The organism is Corynebacterium qintianiae (assembly GCF_011038645.2).
Lineage (GTDB): Bacteria > Actinomycetota > Actinomycetes > Mycobacteriales > Mycobacteriaceae > Corynebacterium > Corynebacterium qintianiae.
The window spans coordinates 1,058,780-1,074,368 of sequence record NZ_CP064955.1; the positions used below are offsets into that span (position 1 = coordinate 1,058,780).

Genomic DNA, 15,589 nt, shown 5'->3' on the forward strand with positions numbered 1-15,589 from the left:
GTGGGCGTTGTCCGATTCGATGCGTACCGAGGCGTTGCCGCTGCAGGCGCTTAAATCAAGCCATTGTGTGTGCCAAGGACACAGCGGGCCTTGTTCACCATGCAGATCACGGATCGCAATACGTCAGCATTGTCTACAACGAGCGTCTAGCCGAGCACGGAATCACGGCCTCTACTGGGACGGTCGGTGACTCCTACGACAATGCCTTAGCCGAAAATGTCAACGGTTCCTACAAAAATGAACTCATTCATACCCGCACTTGGAACGATGTGGTCGACGTAGAAATCGCGACCTTCGAGTGGGTCACGTGGTGGAACGAATCAAGGCTTCACCAAAGTCTCGGCTACCGCACGCCGGCAGAAGTAGAAGAAGAGTTTTGGACTGGCAACCCAAATCACGAGAGAATGGAAATCAAGGCAAATGCCTAGGAACAAAACCCGGGGCACTTCACCGGTGTGGCCTTCAACGTGGTGTGAACGCGTGCGTTGGCGATTGTGGTGAACCACTCATCAAGTTGGGCTTGCACATCCACCGGGTCGCTGAACCGGCGCCCGGGGAAGAAGGAACGCTTCATGTACCCGTTGGTGCGCTCGACGATGCCTTTAGATTCCGGGTCCCGCGGTGGGGTCTGAACGATTCTGCAGCCCAGCGCCCCGCCGAATGCGGCAACAGGCTCGCACAGCTTCGCCTTGCCAATCCCGGACTCGTGATCCCACACGAGCCGATCTGGTACCGCTTGGAAATCACGTGTTATCAACTGCCACATCCCAGCGATCAAGTCATCAGTCGTGCGCGAGGGAAGCACACACGCCGCAGCGAGAATGCGAGGCTGCCATCACCAACACCGGCAACGCGCGGTAGACCCCATCAGCATCAGGTAGTCCACCCGGTGCAAAAGTGAGATCACATTGGATCTCACGCCCCGGGGCGTGAGTAAGGGTATCGACTGGGTCGGCGGGCATATACTCAGGCCGGATCCTGGCAACGTGTTTGCGAAACCATGAATCCGAGCCTGTCCAGCCCACTCGCTGAGCCAACACCTTGGCATTAAGCTGCGGTGTTTCCGCGAGAAGTTCCCTGACCTGCGGTTCAAACGGATCGAAACTCGTGCCTTTGGCATCCCGTGGTTTGTAACAAGGCGGCGAATCTGAAGCCAGAGCCTTCTCCACCGTCTTCTTCGCACAGCCCACTTCGGCCGCGATCTTCCTCAATGACAGACCCTGCCCACGCAGGTATCGGATCTGCGCCCATTCCTCCAATAAAATCACCCATCCAATCTTTTCCGGGTGGGCTACTTTTCGAGGAGCGTTTTGGGCTACTTTTCAAAGAGCGCTGACACAAGGAACGGCGCTTGTACGCGATGCGTCGTAAAGGTGCCGACGACACGGGTGCGTCCATGGCGTTCATGTGCCCCGCTCGTGGATCGGGCAAGACGGTGTACTGTCCGAACGCTCAGAAGTCAGAGCGTGAGGACGCTCAGAACAAGAGGCTTTTCCGCATTATCCCGGCCCAGCTGCCAAAGGATCGTCGTAAGTGCTGCAACAATCCGGCCTCGGTGAGCATTCCTCACAGCGAGGGGATGAAGTACCGCCAAACGGGACCGGCGTATGAGACGCCGGCGTGGAGGAAGACGTTTGGCACCTCCCGCAACGTCAGCGAGACGCGCAACGCCCTCCTCAAGAACGGCCGGGGTGCTTCCTTTGGCGATCACACTCGTCGTCTGGTGCGCGGTTTCGCTGCCGCGTGGATGTTCACCGCCTTGGGGGTCATCAGCGTGAACCTTTCCTTGATCGCGCAGTTCCTCCGCCGAGTCGCCGCCAACGTCACGACGCCGCCGGTGACGACACCACCATCTCCGCGTGGTGCGTCGTCGCCGGTGGGGCTACCGCATGGGCCCCCACCCGATGCGTCAGGCGAGGTAGCGGCCTAAACGTGAAGAATTTAATACTTGAACCCGATCACCGGCGATTCCGCGGAACGCTGGTGGTCTTCCATGCCCACAAGTGGAAGCGCGGCACCGTTAGGGGGCCTGAAGTTCTCTGGAGGAGCTGTCAAGCCCCGGGAAAAAGGAAAAAAAGAACGATCCCCGCTGAAAATCAGCGGGGATCGTTCTTGTCTAGCAGTTTCCCAAACGATTCTGGCGTGTAACCCAAAACCGTCCTGCCGGATTGTCGGGCTAACAGGATTTGAACCTGCGACCCCTACACCCCCAGTGTAGTGCGCTACCAAGCTGCGCCATAGCCCGTATCCAGTTGCGCCGCGGTGTGCGCGGCAACTGGTACAGGTTATCGCACGCCTTCGCGGAAATGGTAATCGGCAGGTCATGGCGCTGGTCGGAAACCGTGCCGTACAGTCGACCGGAGAGCAAACGTCAACGGAAGGACTCTCCAAGAATGGGCAAGTTCGACTGGTTCTGGAAAGCGATGGGAGCCACTGCCGAGCGCAACGACAAGAAGTCGAAGGGCATCGTGGACCGCTCCCAGGAGCTCGCGAAGGATTTCGCCAGCTACAGCGACTCCGACGTGGTTGCCGCCGTGCGCGGGGCAGTCACGGGAGCGGGGATCGTCGATAAGCCAGCGTTCCTCGCAGGGCTGTCGGCGGCATCGACGCGCACCCTCGGGTTGACTCCTTTCAACGTCCAGGGCCAGGCGGTGCTGCGCCTCCTCGAGGGTGACGTGATTCAGATGGATACGGGCGAGGGCAAGACACTCGTCGGCGCGATGGCGGCGACCGGGTTCGCGCTGACGGGCAAACGCGTTCATCTGATTACGGTGAACAACTACCTTGCCGCTCGTGACGCGGAATGGATGCGCCCGCTGGTGGAATTCTTCGGGCTTTCCGTGGCGGCGGTCACGGAGGCGTCGACACGCGATGAGCGCGTGGCTGCGTACCGCAGCGACGTTGTCTATGCGCCCGTCACCGAGATCGGCTTCGACCACCTGCGCGACAACCAAATCACCCGCCGCAGTCAGACGGTCCAAGCTCCCGCGGACGTCGCCCTCGTGGACGAGGCGGACAGCGTGCTTATCGACGAAGCCCTCGTCCCGCTCGTTCTCGCCGGCAACGTCGGCGCGCAGCAGGCAACGGGGCAGATTACAGAGGCGGTGTCCCGCCTCGTCACGGGCACGGATTACGTCATCGACGCGGAGGGCCGCAACGTGTCGCTCACGGATGACGGGGCCCGGAAGGTCGAGCGCACCCTCGGTATCGAATCCCTCTACGACGCGGAACACGTCGGCGACACCCTCGTGCGGGTCAACCTCGCATTACACGCTCAAGCCCTGTTGCACCGGGATGTCCATTACATCGTCGATGAAGGAAAGGTTTCGCTTGTCGACGCCTCCCGCGGGCGCGTCGCAGAACTCCAACGCTGGCCCGACGGCCTGCAAGCAGCTGTCGAGGCCAAGGAAGGGCTGAGCGTGTCGGAGGGTGGGCGCATCCTCGACTCGATCACCCTGCAAGCGCTGATGCGCCGTTACCCGACGGTGTGCGGCATGACCGGTACGGCCGTCGAGGCGACCGAGCAGCTGCGGACGTTCTACGGGCTGCACGTTTCGGTGATCGACCGCGCCACGGAGACGAAGCGCTTCGACGAGGCAGACCGCATCTACGCGACGGCGGCCGAGAAGAACCGTGCGATCGTGGATGAAATCGAGCACCTGAACAGCACCGGCCAGCCGGTACTCGTGGGCACACACGATGTGGCGGAGTCTGAGGCGCTTGCCGACGCCCTCGGAGAACGCGGTGTCACCGTCAACGTGCTCAACGCGAAGAATGACGCCGAGGAGGCGCGCATCATCGCCGAGGCCGGTGATGTCGGCCGCGTAACCGTGTCCACCCAAATGGCGGGCCGCGGCACCGACATCCGCCTGGGTGGTGCGGACGAGGCTGCCCGTGATGAGGTCGTCGGCCTCGGCGGTCTCGCGGTGATCGGGACTGCCCGCCACCGCACCTCACGTCTGGACAACCAGCTACGGGGCCGCGCCGGCCGACAGGGTGATCCCGGTTTGACCCTGTTTTTCGTCTCCCTGGAAGACGATGTGGTCGTCGCTGGTGGAGCGGACAGCGCGGTCACCGCGCGGCCGGGCCAGGATGGACGCGTGGCCGATTCGCGGGTGCAGAGCTACGTGGAGCACTGCCGCCGTGTCACCGAAGGCCAGCTCCTAGAGATCCACGCGCAGACGTGGAAGTACAACAAGCTGCTGGCCGACCACCGCGACATCCTCGATGAGCGACGGGCCACGCTTCTGGACACTCCCGCCGCCTGGGAGGAGCTGTCATCCAGGAGCCCGGAACGCGCGAAGCAACTCGACCATCTACCGGAGGACGTGAAGGTGCAGGCCGCCCGCGACATCATGCTCTACCACCTGGACACGGAATGGAGCGAGCACCTGGCGCTCATGGACGACGTTCGCGAATCGATCCACCTGCGGGCCATCGCACGTGAGACACCGATTGACGAATACCACCGGATTGCAGTGCGCGAGTTCAAGGACCTCGCTAACCGGGCCGTCGATAAGGCGGTTGAGACATTCAATGAAGTGACCATTGACAGCGCGGGCGCGCACCTCGAAGCGGCGGGGTGGAAGCGACCTAGCGCTACGTGGACGTACATGGTCAGCGATAACCCGCTATCTGGCAGCGGGAACTCGTTCATTTCCGGTGTAGCGAATATGTTCCGCTAAACTGCTTCTGGTTAACCAACGAGCGCCACTGCTCCCGTCACGCACGTGTTGGCGGTACTATGGCGAGCAGTTGTTTAGAGATCCGCAGACATTCACGAACAGCGTCAGGAGAAAAGATGAGCGAGAACACTGGTGCGCCGGAGACCCAAGTAGAGACCACTTCGGTTTTCCGCGCAGACCTGCTGAAGGAAATGGAATCCGGCGCGGCGCCGTCTGACGCAGCAACCGGCGCGGAGAACCTTCCTGAAGGCGCAGCACTTCTCGTTGTCAAGCGTGGCCCGAACGCAGGGGCTCGCTTCCTCCTCGACCAGGACACCACTACCGCTGGTCGCCACTCTGAGGCCGACATCTTCCTGGATGATGTCACCGTCTCCCGCCGCCACGCTGAGTTCCGCCGCAACGAGGGCTCGTTCGAGGTGGTGGACGTGGGCTCCCTCAACGGCACCTATGTCAACCGTGAGCCGCGCAACTCCCAGACTCTCGCCGCTGGCGATGAGATCCAGATTGGCAAGTTCCGCCTCGTGTTCATTTCCGAGGACAAGTAAGAGCCCGACCGTATCTCTCCACCCCTACGACCGAGTTAGAGCACCGTGAGCGCAATCCGCAAATCCTCCCCGCAGCAGCCCGCTAAAGCCGTCAAGACGATGTCTATCGGCGTTGTCTTGGAACGCCTGCGCGAGGAGTTCCCGGATGTCACAGTGTCGAAGATTCGCTTCCTCGAGTCGGAGGGTCTCATCACCCCCCAGCGCACGGCGTCAGGCTACCGCCGCTTCACCGACGCTGATGTCGACCGGTTGCGCTACATCTTGGTCACGCAGCGGGACAACTACCTGCCGCTCAAGGTTATTCGTGAGCAGTTGGAAGCCATGGACTCTGGCCACCTGACGGCCATCGTGTCGCCAGCCGACAACGCACCCATGATTTCACCGGAAAACTTCCGCGCACCGGCGGCGACCAAGCTCACTGACGTGGACGTTGCGGAACAAGCCAAAGTCGAAGAGGCTTTCGTGGACGGTCTTATTGCTGCTGGTCTCATCAGCCCAGACGCCTCAGGGCACTTCACTGCCGACGACGTACGCATAGCCTCCTCCGCATCTGCTTTGGCGGACTTCGGTTTCGACGAGCGCCACCTCAAGACTCTCCGCACTACCGCGGGGCGTCAGGCAGATCTGATCGCCCGCATCACGGAGCCGGTTGCGAAGTCGCGTCAGAGCGGTGCCCAGCAAAAGGCGGAGGACATGGGCCAGCAGCTTACGGCCCTGGTTGTTTCCCTCCACGCGACGCTGGTTAAGAGCGAGCTCCGAAATTACGGTAGGTAGGCACTTCCCGTGGTTGACGCACATCTGCTCGGGGTCCGTCCGATCGGGCCTGAGGAGTTTCTCTGCGCCTTGTTCCATGTCGAAGACGCTTCCCGGTATATGACCATCTGGCTTCCGCCTGTGGAGGGCGCGCGCCTGCTGGCCCGGATAAACGGGTGGCGCCCGAGTCGGCCCCACGCCGCAGACGCCCTGGCGGAGCTAATCACCAGTTCCGGGCTGGGCGCGGAATTGTTGGAGCTATCGAGCTACCACGAAGGTGTGTTCCGCGCCTCGCTCGCACTGCGCGACGGGGGAGAGGTTGATTTGCGTCCCTCCGATGCTTTGGCCCTGGCGCTCGAGCTGGAAATCCCGGTCGAAGTCGATGAATCAGTCGTCGCGGCCGCGTCCCTATGGATTCCTTCCGACGACGTGGAACGGTACTTCGAGGTGAATGCACCTGAATTCGACTCTGAGGACGAGCAGCCCGGAGCGAGCGCGGAGGTAGACGCCGAGTTTGAGGAGCTGATGCGTCGTCTCGGAGTCGCAGAAGATGACCTCGATCGGGAGAGTGAGCCCGATGTGAAGGATGGGGAAGAAGAACTTTAAACGTAAAGTATGGGTTTAGAGTTCGGCGTGTTGCGCGGGTGCGGCTTGACCAAACCCTATGCTTGGCATTTAATAAGCACTAGGCCCACACTTAAACTTCATGGGAGTAATTACGTGAGCGAGAACTTCGAACCCCAGTCGGCCGAGGCCGCAAACGCCGCCCCGGTCCAGGAGACCCTTTTCGATCTGGGCCCCTCCGACGAGGTCGGATACCGAGTTCCCATCGCCTGCCAGGTCGCGGGCATCACGTACCGCCAGCTCGATTACTGGGCCCGGACCAACCTCGTGCGCCCTTCGATCCGCGGTGCTAAGGGCTCCGGATCCCAGCGTTTGTACTCCTTCAAGGACATTCTCGTCCTGAAGATCGTCAAGCGCCTACTCGACACCGGAATTTCGCTGCAAAACATCCGCCTCGCCGTGGACAAGCTGCGCGACCGCGGTGTGAATGACATCGCCGAGATCACGCTGGTCTCGGACGGAACTACTGTCTATGAGTGCCGCAGCAACGAGGAGATCATCGACCTCCTTGGCGGGGGCCAAGGCGTGTTCGGCATCGCTGTCCCGCAGATCATGCGCGAGCTCAGCGGCACGATCTCCGCGTTCCCGTCCGAGCGCATCGAGGATGAAACCGGCACCGAGGTGTACTCCATCGACGAGCTGGCGGCTCGTCGCCGCCGCAGGTCCTCCTAGCTCTAGCGGCTAATCCCCGCCGCCGCCTCGATAGAGATTGCGACTTGGTCGGGCCGGGCCGCGTCCGCGGCCGACGAACTCGCTCCCCGCAGCGCTTGGTCCTGCTGGCCTTCTCCCACATGCACAACCGAAACGGTCACGCCCGCGCCGGCTGCTTCTGAAACGGCTCCCGCAAACGTCCCGTCATCCCCGCCGTCAGCCGTTCCCGTTGTCACCACTACAACGCGAGCGGGCGTGCCCGTCTCCGCGACTTGCTGCACGGCGGCTGTCACAGCCTCGCGCGTCTGCGGTTTCCCGCCGGTGAGGAAGCGGTTTACGGTCTGAACTACCTCGCCGGCGTCCGGGGTGAAGGCTACGTTGCGGCGGTAGCCTTTGGTCACGCCGGGGTTTAGCGGAGAAGAGTAGTTCCACAGCGCAACTTGGTGGCCAGTGTCGGCGACCGCCTCGGCAGCCGAGGCTATGCCTGCGGCCGCGCTGTCCAAGTAGGGCGCCATCGCCTCAGAGGTGTCGAGCAGGAACAGGGTATTCACCGGGCCGCCGTCCGCGACCGTGGCGCCGGTCTCAGTGTGGTCGGTGATGGTCTCGCCGCCCGTGGGGGTCGCGGCGGCCCAGACGAGATCGGAGATCGCGGGCTGGTCCACGCCGCCGTCCTGGAAGCGCTCAGAAAGAACGCGTGCGAAATCCTGCCCTGCGCGGGACTGATCTTCCGATACCTTTTCCCCCTGGTTCAACGGGATGGCGGTATACAGAACCGACGCGTCAACCGGCACGAACGAGTACCCATCGGGCACGTTGTCCTCGGAGGTAGCGACGAGCGGAGAATTCCCGGCATCGGCAATTGCCGCCACCCGCTGGTTTGTCAGCGCATTGACAGCGTCCTGGTCGTTGCCCGCGATGGTGGATGCTACGAGGGCAGAGGCAGCAGGCTCCTCGTCGACTGGGAAGGCGACCGATTCAAGTTCGATATCGGCTGCGGACGCGGGAACGCTCGCTCCGGCAACCCCGACCCTCACGGAGAGCACCGGGGCGGGCTCGGCGGTCGACGCCGTGCGGTTGCGCTGGGCGAGCTGCTGGTGGGCGACAGGGGTGTTGGGCGCAATGTATACCGCCGCGTCAGCAATGGAGTCCACGAGGGACGGCCGGACGCAGAAGTCGCGCACGACAGGGTTGGCGTCAGAGTAGGCGTCGACTAGCGATTGTCCGATCGCATCGTCCGAGGCCGCGACGGGCAGGTCGAGGTCGCCGGCGACGCAGTTCGTCGCGGGTGAAGCGGAGTCCTGCGCCGCCCTGTCACCGCGGGTGGCCAGATAGACGACGAGACCGGCGACCAGGACGAGCACAGCGACAAGCGCTGCGACTGCCCGGCCCGACAGAGCGTAGTTATTCTTCCCGGATGCGTGTCGTCCCATGGCTACATCTTAGGACTCGTGGGTCCAGTCCGACACAGTTCCCACGTACTCCTCGATGATGTCCTCTAGAGCGAGGACTCCCACGAGCTCGCCGTTGTCGCGCACTTGCGCCATGTGGGCGGAGCGTCGGTGCATGGACGTCAGGGCGTCATCGAGCGAACCCGCGCCGTCGACGATGCTGAGGCGGCGGATGCGGGAAACTGGAACCACCGGATCCGCCTCGTCGGATTCCATGAGGTCAAGTATATCCTTGACGTGCAGATAACCCACCAAGGCGCCCCCGGTCCGCTCGACGGGGAAGCGGGAGAACCCCGTCTCACACACCGTCCGCTCGATAGTGGACAAGGGTATGCCCCGGCCCGAGTAAGGGATGGTGGTCAAGTGATCGAGAGGGATCATGACCTCTTTAAGGCTGCGGGAGTCCGAGCGCAGGGCTTTGGCTAGGCGAGCGGTCTCCTCGGCGTCGAGAAGACCTTCGTCGCGCGACTCCAAAATCATGGTCGCCAGCTGTTGCTCGTCAACCGTGGACTCCAACTCGTCGCGCTGCTCTACACCGAAAGCCTTCAACGTGAGGCGGGCGACCGCGTTGAGAACCCGGATGATCGGGCCGGTGATTTTCACCCACACCTGCATTGCGGGAGTGAGCCACAGCGCGAGCTGCTCTGGGCCCGCGATGGCGATATTTTTGGGCACCATCTCGCCGAACAGGATGTGCAGCCAGGAGATGATGGCCAAGGCAATGACGAAGGCGACCGGGTGGAGCAGGTCGGCTGTCACGCCCAGCGCCATGAACGGAACCTCGATGTAATGGGCGATAGCCGGCTCCGCGACTTTGCCCAGGATCAGGGAACAGACGGTGATGCCGAACTGCGCGCCGGCGAGGTAGATCGAGAGGTGCTCGATCGAATGGATGACGCGCTCGGCCTCCTGCTTGCCTTGTGCGACCATGGACTCGAGGCGGTCGCGGCGCGAGGATACGAGGGCGAACTCCGCCGCGACGAAGAACGCGTTGGCCGCGAGGAGTACCACGATGAGGAGAAGCGCGAGCCAGATGCTCATGATCGGGCCTCCTTTGCGGGAATGGGGGTGAGGATCGCCTTGTCCACACGGCGCTCATCCATGACGGTGACGTGCGCCGTCCAGCGGCCGACGTTGCCGGACTCGAAATCTTCTTGGAACCCGCCGTCCGCCTCGGGGAGCAAAACCTTGTCGCCGAGGGAGGGGACACGGCCCAGGGTGGCCATGATGAGACCTCCGAGCGTCTCGTAAGGGCCCTCGGGCGCGGTGTAGCTCATGTGTTCACCCAGCTCGTCGAGGCGCACGAGGCCGGAGACCTCCCAGGACGATCCGAAGCGCTGGAAGTCGCGCTCGGACTCGCGATCGTCGTACTCGTCGTAGACCTCTCCGAGGAGCTCCTCCACGACATCCTCGATGGTGACCAAGCCCTGCGTACCGCCGTATTCGTCGGCGACGAGCACCACCTGGGAGCCGGCGGAGCGCACACGGTTGAGTACGGAATCGCCGTCGAGGGTGCCCGGGATGAACGGCACCGGGCGGGCGAGTTCGCCGAGCTTCGTCGTGCCGCGCAACGACTTATTTACGGAAAATGCGTCCTTGATATGGACGACGCCGATGGTGTCGTCCAAGTCGCCGCGCCGCACCGGAAAACGGGAATGACCGGTGGTGCGGGACAGCGCGATGAGGTCGTTGACAGTGTCGTCTGCGTCGAGCGACTCAATGGTAGAGCGCGGCGTCATCACCTCCTCGGCGGTGGTGTCGCCAAACTGTAGGGAGCGATCGATGACCCGCGCGGTGTCGGCGTCGAAGCTGCCCGCCTCGACAGAGTTGCGCACCATGGCGCCAAGCTCCTGACCGGAGCGTGCCGACGCTAACTCGTCCGCCGGCTCAATTCCCAGCTTGCGCACGAACCAGTTGGCGGAGCGATTGAGCGATTTGATGAACCACTTCAGCACCGTGTTGAAGGCGTTCACAGGTGGGACAACAAAGCGCGCGGTGCCAAGCGGTTCCGTGATCGCCATGTTCTTGGGCACGAGCTCCCCGAAGACCATGGAAAGGAACGTAGCGATCACCAGCGCGAGGATCAGTGCTAACGCCGAACTCGCATTCGCGTTCAACCCGGCGGCTTCGAGCATGGGAGTGAAAAACTGGCCCAGGACGGGTTCCGCGAGAAAACCCGCGGCCAGCGTGGTCACCGTGATGCCCAGCTGCGCGCCGGACAGTACGAAGGAGAGGTTCGAGTGATCCCGCGCAACGGCCTTGGCTGTGCGGTCACCCTTTTCGCGGACGTGCGCGTCCACCGTCGAGCGCTCGAGCCCGGTCATGGCGAACTCGATGGCCACAAAGAGGCCTGTCGACGCCGTCAGGGCGATGAAACCGATGAGCGAGAGGATCGATATGAGTATGTCCATGTCAGTAAGGACGTGGCGGCACCAGGAGAGTGTCAGCCGCGCCCGCTACTCCTTCGAGGCCGACGCCTTGAAGAGCGCCCGGCAGAATTCTGGGGGTTTTTGGGTGCACCCCTGCGCCCGCCGGAACTGGCCTTTTGCGGGGCTTGTCCGGGCGGCGGCAGCGGCGCTCCCGAGGGTTTGCGTGCGCCAGTAATCTTAACCAACTCGTCCGAGTCTGCAGTGACGCGAACGGGCGTGGCGCTGACACCGGCCTTGTTCATGAGCTGCTGGACTTCCTTCTCCTGCTCGTCGAGCACGAGCGTGACGACGGTCCCGGAAGATCCGGCGCGAGCCGTGCGGCCAGCACGGTGCAGGTAGGCCTTGTGCTCCGCGGGCGGGTCGACGTGGACGACGAGGGAGACATCGTCCACGTCGATGCCGCGTGCCGCAATGTCCGTGGCCACGAGGACTGGGGTCGAACCGTCGCCGAAACCTTCGAGAGCGCGCGTGCGCGCGCCCTGGCCCTTATCGCCGTGGAGGCCCTGGGCGTTGATGCCTGCGCGGCGCAGCTTCTTCACCTGGCGGTCCACGCCGTGCTTGGTACGCATGAACATGATCGTCTTACCGTCGCGGGCGGCGATGCGCAGAACAACATCGCTGCGTTGGTCGCGGTCGCCGACGAGGAGACGGTAATGCTCCATGGTGTCCACGGCAGCCTGGACAGGCGCAGTGGAGTGGGTGACGGGGTCCGACATATAGCGGGCGATAAGCTTCTCGACGTCACCGTCGAGCGTGGCAGAGAACAGCAGTCGCTGCCCGCCCTTCGGGGTGCGGTCGAGGAGCTTGCGCACCTGGGGCAGAAAGCCCATGTCCGCCATTTGGTCGGCCTCATCCAAGGCCGTGATCTCGACGCGGTCGAGAAAGAGCTTGCGCTGGTTGATTAAGTCCTCCGCCCGACCCGGTGTAGCGACCAGCAAGTCAACCGGCGCCGCGAGAGAGCGGATGTGGTGGTTGATGTTGACCCCGCCGACAACGTCGAGGACGCGGAGGCCGAGCGCGGCAGCCGGGTCGTCGAGACGCTCGCGGATCTGCGTCGCCAGTTCGCGTGTGGGGGCTAGAACAAGGCCGCGCGGGTGCCCGGGCTTGGAGGGTGCACCCGCGAGGCGCGCCAACATGGGCAGGCCGAACGTGAACGTCTTGCCCGAGCCGGTCGGGCCGCGCCCGAGGACGTCCCGGCCGTTAATCGCATCCGGAATGGCCGCTGCCTGGATGGGGAAGGGCTCCGTGATCCCCTGCTTGTCCAGAACAGTGACAATGGGGCGAGGCAGGCCGAGGTCGGCGAATGAAGTCATTGGCACGATTCTACCCGCCGGACGTGCGCAAACGTTAAACGTTAGTAGGAGAGCTCCTCGCGGTCGCCCGACCACGCGGTGTGGAAGGTGCCCTCCATGTCCACGCGACGGTAAGTGTGGGCACCGAAGAAGTCGCGCTGGCCCTGGATAAGCGCCGCCGGAAGGCGCTTGGAGCGCAACGAGTCGTAATAGGACAGCGACGACGCGAACACCGGGATCGGCAGCCCGAGCTGGGTGGCAATGACAACCACGCGGCGCCAGGAATCAATGAGGTCTCCCTCTAGCTCGGCCTTGAAGTACGGGTCGAGCAGCAGCGACGGCACATCCGGGTCGTTCTCGTAGGCCTCGGTGATGCGGTTAAGGAACTTGGCGCGGATGATGCAGCCACCGCGCCAGATGCGGGCAAGGTCGCCCGGCTTGATGTCCCAGCCGTAGGCCTGGGACCCGGCGTTGATCTCGTCAAAGCCCTGCGCGTAGGCGACGAGCTTGGATGCGTAGAGGGCGCGGCGGACATCCTCGATGAACTGACCCTTGTCAACACCGAGCGCGTCGAGAGTGGTCACCTCGCCGGAAGGAAGGCCGATGCGCTGGGCTGCCTCGCGCTGTGCGAGCGCCGACGACAGAGCACGGGCAAAAACGGCCTCGCCAATGCCGGTGACCGGCACACCGAGGTCGAGCGCCTCCTTGACGGTCCAGCGACCGGTGCCCTTCTGCCCAGCGGCATCGACAATGACGTCGATAAACGGGGTTCCGGTACGGTGGTCCACCTGCCGCAGGATCTCCGCGGTGATCTCAATGAGATAGGAGTCCAGGTCGCCCTGGTTCCACTCCGCGAAGATGCCGGAAAGTTCCTCCGGCTCGATGCCCGCGGCGTACCGCAGCAAGTGGTAGGCCTCGCCGATGACCTGCATGTCGGCGTACTCAATGCCGTTGTGCACCATCTTGACAAAGTGCCCGGCACCGTCAGATCCGATGTGCGTCACGCAGGGCACGCCGTCGACCTTCGCGGAAACGTCCTCGAGCAGCGGGCCGAGGGTTTCCCAGGACTCTTTCGGGCCGCCCGGCATGATGGACGGGCCGGTCAGCGCACCCTCTTCGCCGCCGGAGATGCCTGCGCCGACGAAGTGGCGGCCGCGCTCGGCGATCTCTTTCTCCCGGCGGATGGTGTCGGTGAACAAAGCGTTTCCGCCGTCGATAATGATGTCACCGTCCTCCATCGCTTCGGCCAGCTGGTTGATCACGGCATCGGTCGCGGGGCCGGCCTGCACCATGATGATCGCCTTGCGGGGGCGCTCCAGGGAGGCGACGAAATCCTCGACCGTTTCAGAGGCGATGAAATCCCCCTCATGGCCGTGTGCCTCGATGACCGCGCGGGTCTTCTCGGGCGAGCGGTTGTAGATGGCCACGGTGTGACCCTTGGAGGCGAAGTTGCGTGCGAGGTTGGAGCCCATCACGGCCATACCCACGACGCCGATCTTGGCGAGTTTGTTACCGGTAGTCATGGGTGAAATAGTACGCAACGCGAAGTGGCGGCGGGCCGCCTGTCCTATAGTGGTGTCATGGATCACAGGTTTGGCACCACGCCCATCAAAGCACCGCTTAGCGACGAGGAACTTGCCGGCGTCAACTCAACCAACAGAGGGCTGGCTGAGACTTTGGGCATCCGGATCAGCTACGTGGACGGGGAGCGTACGGAGGGGTACGTCGATGTCACCCCGGACCACCACCAGATCACCGGAATCGCCAACGGCGGGCTCTACTGTGCGATCGGGGAGACGCTCGGCTCAATCGCCGCTGTCGCGGCCTCCGGTGCAGTCGCGGTGGGCATGAACAACAACACCGATCTGCTGGGCAGCGTCGCAGAGGGGCGAATTGATGCCGTGGCGCTGCCAGTGCACGTGGGTAAGTCCACTCACCTCTGGCGGGTGGAGATGTACCACGAGGCGAAGCTTGTGGCCACCACCAACCTCAAACTCATGGTGCTGCGCGACCGCAGCTAGTGAGCTAGAGCCAGTGGTTCTTGCGGAACCACCAGTACATCACGATCATTACCGTGGCCATCACGACCAGAACGGCGGGGTAACCCCACCGCCACGCCAGCTCAGGCATGTAGGCGAAGTTCATGCCGTAGATGCCGGCGATCATTGTCGGGGCCGCGGCCATTCCGACTACTGCGGAGATGGTGCGCATGTCGCTGTTCTGTTGCATGTTCACCTTCGCCACGGATGCATCGAGCAGCGAGGAGAGTCGCTCGTCGAAACCCGAGACGGCGTCGCTCACGATTGTCGCGTTGTCCTGGACGTCGCGGAAGTACGAGCGCAGCATTTTGCGCAGCATGTCCTTGTTGTTGGTTAAACCGGTGCGCATCGCGGGAACGAGTGGGTCGATTGCGTGGCGCATTTCGAGGATCTCGCGCTTGTACATGTAGATCTTGTCAATATTGATGTCCCGGCGCGGGGTAAACACCTCGTTTTCCAGGTCGTCAACGTCGCGGCCGAGCGCCGAGGCGACGCGCAGGTAGTTGTCCACCACGTAGTCGAACACCTTCCACGCGGCGGCTGGCGGGCCGAGGATGGCGAGTTCCTCGTCCTCCTCGAGCTGGCGGGTCAGATCGGGCAGGGGAGCATTATGGCGGATTGTGATGGCGAACTTCGGGCCGAGCACCACCTGGACCTCGCCTGTCGAGATGATCTCGCGGGCGTCGTCGACCTCCTCGTCGTCCCGGTAGTACACGGGGCGTGCGACCATGAACAGCTGGTCGTCGTAGCGTTCCATCTTGGGGCGCTGGTGCGCATCGACGATGTCGTCGACGATGAGTTCGTGCAGGTCGAATATCTCGGCGATCTTCTCCATCTGGTTCGTGCTGGGCTCGCTCAGCGACAGCCAGACGAAGGCGTTCTCGTGCACTTCGACGAGCTCGAGGGCCTGGGAGATGCGCGCCTCCCCCGGCAGCTTCTTGCCGTCGACGAAAATGCGGCAGAAGTCCATGTTGCGCTCAATGGGAACCGGCACGCTACCGGTCATGGACTCGGGGCGTTTAGGACGCTGCAGGGACAGCGGTAGGCGTGGCGGCATGGAGAGATGGCCCCCCTTCATGTGAAGCACGGGTGGAAAATCTGGACTCCAGAGAATGATACTCGT

The 15,589-nt window shown here is 63.1% G+C and carries 16 protein-coding genes and 1 tRNA gene; 8 read left to right on the forward strand and 9 right to left on the reverse strand.

From position 1 onward, the window contains the following. Positions 1-65: 65 nt before the first annotated feature. Positions 66-428, forward strand: a complete 363-nt coding sequence (locus G7Y29_RS05220) for an integrase core domain-containing protein (protein ID WP_165002187.1) — start codon at positions 66-68, stop codon at positions 426-428. On the opposite strand, the gene G7Y29_RS05225 is transcribed toward G7Y29_RS05220, so the two are convergent. Together G7Y29_RS05225 and G7Y29_RS05230 are read right to left on the reverse strand one after the other, a co-directional pair. After that, complete coding sequence (locus G7Y29_RS05225) at positions 425-718, reverse strand: integrase core domain-containing protein (RefSeq protein WP_249399821.1); 294 nt, start codon at positions 716-718, stop codon at positions 425-427. The genes G7Y29_RS05220 and G7Y29_RS05225 overlap by 4 nt on opposite strands. Positions 719-782: 64 nt before the next feature. Further along, positions 783-1,268: a hypothetical protein gene (locus tag G7Y29_RS05230; protein WP_196820187.1), complete on the reverse strand. Its 486-nt coding sequence runs from the start codon at positions 1,266-1,268 to the stop codon at positions 783-785. An 83-nt stretch (positions 1,269-1,351) separates the two neighbouring features. On the opposite strand from G7Y29_RS05230, the gene G7Y29_RS05235 reads away from it, so the two are divergent. Then, complete coding sequence (locus G7Y29_RS05235) at positions 1,352-1,930, forward strand: hypothetical protein (RefSeq protein WP_249399822.1); 579 nt, start codon at positions 1,352-1,354, stop codon at positions 1,928-1,930. A 241-nt stretch (positions 1,931-2,171) separates the two neighbouring features. Here the strand turns inward: G7Y29_RS05235 and G7Y29_RS05240 are convergent. After that, a tRNA-Pro gene (locus G7Y29_RS05240) sits at positions 2,172-2,245 on the reverse strand. 148 nt (positions 2,246-2,393) lie between these two features. Here G7Y29_RS05240 and secA2 point away from each other — a divergent pair. The 5 genes from secA2 (at position 2,394) to G7Y29_RS05265 (ending at position 7,279) form a co-directional block, all read left to right on the forward strand. Next, positions 2,394-4,685, forward strand: a complete 2,292-nt coding sequence (secA2, locus tag G7Y29_RS05245) for an accessory Sec system translocase SecA2 (RefSeq protein WP_165004241.1) — start codon at positions 2,394-2,396, stop codon at positions 4,683-4,685. Between the two features lie 116 nt (positions 4,686-4,801). Continuing rightward, positions 4,802-5,230 carry an oxoglutarate dehydrogenase inhibitor Odhl gene (odhI, locus tag G7Y29_RS05250; protein ID WP_165004238.1) on the forward strand — a complete coding sequence of 143 codons (429 nt, stop codon included), beginning with the start codon at positions 4,802-4,804 and terminating at the stop codon, positions 5,228-5,230. Between the two features lie 99 nt (positions 5,231-5,329). After that, on the forward strand, positions 5,330-6,004 hold the full coding sequence (gene ftsR, locus G7Y29_RS05255) for a transcriptional regulator FtsR (protein WP_165004310.1): 675 nt from the start codon (positions 5,330-5,332) through the stop codon (positions 6,002-6,004). Positions 6,005-6,013: 9 nt separating this feature from the next. Then, entirely contained in the window at positions 6,014-6,589 is a 576-nt protein-coding gene (locus tag G7Y29_RS05260; protein ID WP_165004235.1) for a bifunctional nuclease domain-containing protein, read from the forward strand. A gap of 114 nt (positions 6,590-6,703) precedes the next feature. Continuing rightward, complete coding sequence (locus G7Y29_RS05265; protein WP_283248425.1) at positions 6,704-7,279, forward strand: MerR family transcriptional regulator; 576 nt, start codon at positions 6,704-6,706, stop codon at positions 7,277-7,279. 2 nt (positions 7,280-7,281) lie between these two features. Here G7Y29_RS05265 and G7Y29_RS05270 read toward each other — a convergent pair whose 3' ends face one another. From G7Y29_RS05270 to gndA, 5 genes are read right to left on the reverse strand one after another with little or no spacing between them, the layout of a single operon-like run. After that, a complete protein-coding gene (locus tag G7Y29_RS05270) occupies positions 7,282-8,688 on the reverse strand; it encodes a vWA domain-containing protein (RefSeq protein WP_165004230.1) in 1,407 nt (468 codons plus the stop codon). 9 nt (positions 8,689-8,697) lie between these two features. Then, positions 8,698-9,747 (reverse strand): hemolysin family protein, encoded by a 1,050-nt coding sequence (locus G7Y29_RS05275; protein WP_165004227.1) that lies wholly within the window; start codon positions 9,745-9,747, stop codon positions 8,698-8,700. Continuing rightward, positions 9,744-11,117, reverse strand: a complete 1,374-nt coding sequence (locus tag G7Y29_RS05280) for a hemolysin family protein (protein ID WP_165004224.1) — start codon at positions 11,115-11,117, stop codon at positions 9,744-9,746. The genes G7Y29_RS05275 and G7Y29_RS05280 overlap by 4 nt, the downstream gene beginning before the upstream one ends. A 32-nt stretch (positions 11,118-11,149) precedes the next feature. Continuing rightward, positions 11,150-12,448: a DEAD/DEAH box helicase gene (locus tag G7Y29_RS05285; RefSeq protein ID WP_165004220.1), complete on the reverse strand. Its 1,299-nt coding sequence runs from the start codon at positions 12,446-12,448 to the stop codon at positions 11,150-11,152. A gap of 41 nt (positions 12,449-12,489) precedes the next feature. Beyond that, on the reverse strand, positions 12,490-13,950 hold the full coding sequence (gene gndA, locus G7Y29_RS05290) for an NADP-dependent phosphogluconate dehydrogenase (protein WP_165004217.1): 1,461 nt from the start codon (positions 13,948-13,950) through the stop codon (positions 12,490-12,492). Between the two features lie 57 nt (positions 13,951-14,007). On the opposite strand from gndA, the gene G7Y29_RS05295 reads away from it, so the two are divergent. Next, complete coding sequence (locus G7Y29_RS05295) at positions 14,008-14,448, forward strand: PaaI family thioesterase (RefSeq protein WP_165004215.1); 441 nt, start codon at positions 14,008-14,010, stop codon at positions 14,446-14,448. Positions 14,449-14,452: 4 nt separating this feature from the next. Here the strand turns inward: G7Y29_RS05295 and G7Y29_RS05300 are convergent, their stop codons facing one another. Continuing rightward, positions 14,453-15,523 carry a magnesium and cobalt transport protein CorA gene (locus G7Y29_RS05300; RefSeq protein ID WP_165004212.1) on the reverse strand — a complete coding sequence of 357 codons (1,071 nt, stop codon included), beginning with the start codon at positions 15,521-15,523 and terminating at the stop codon, positions 14,453-14,455. Between the last annotated feature and the right edge of the window lie 66 nt (positions 15,524-15,589).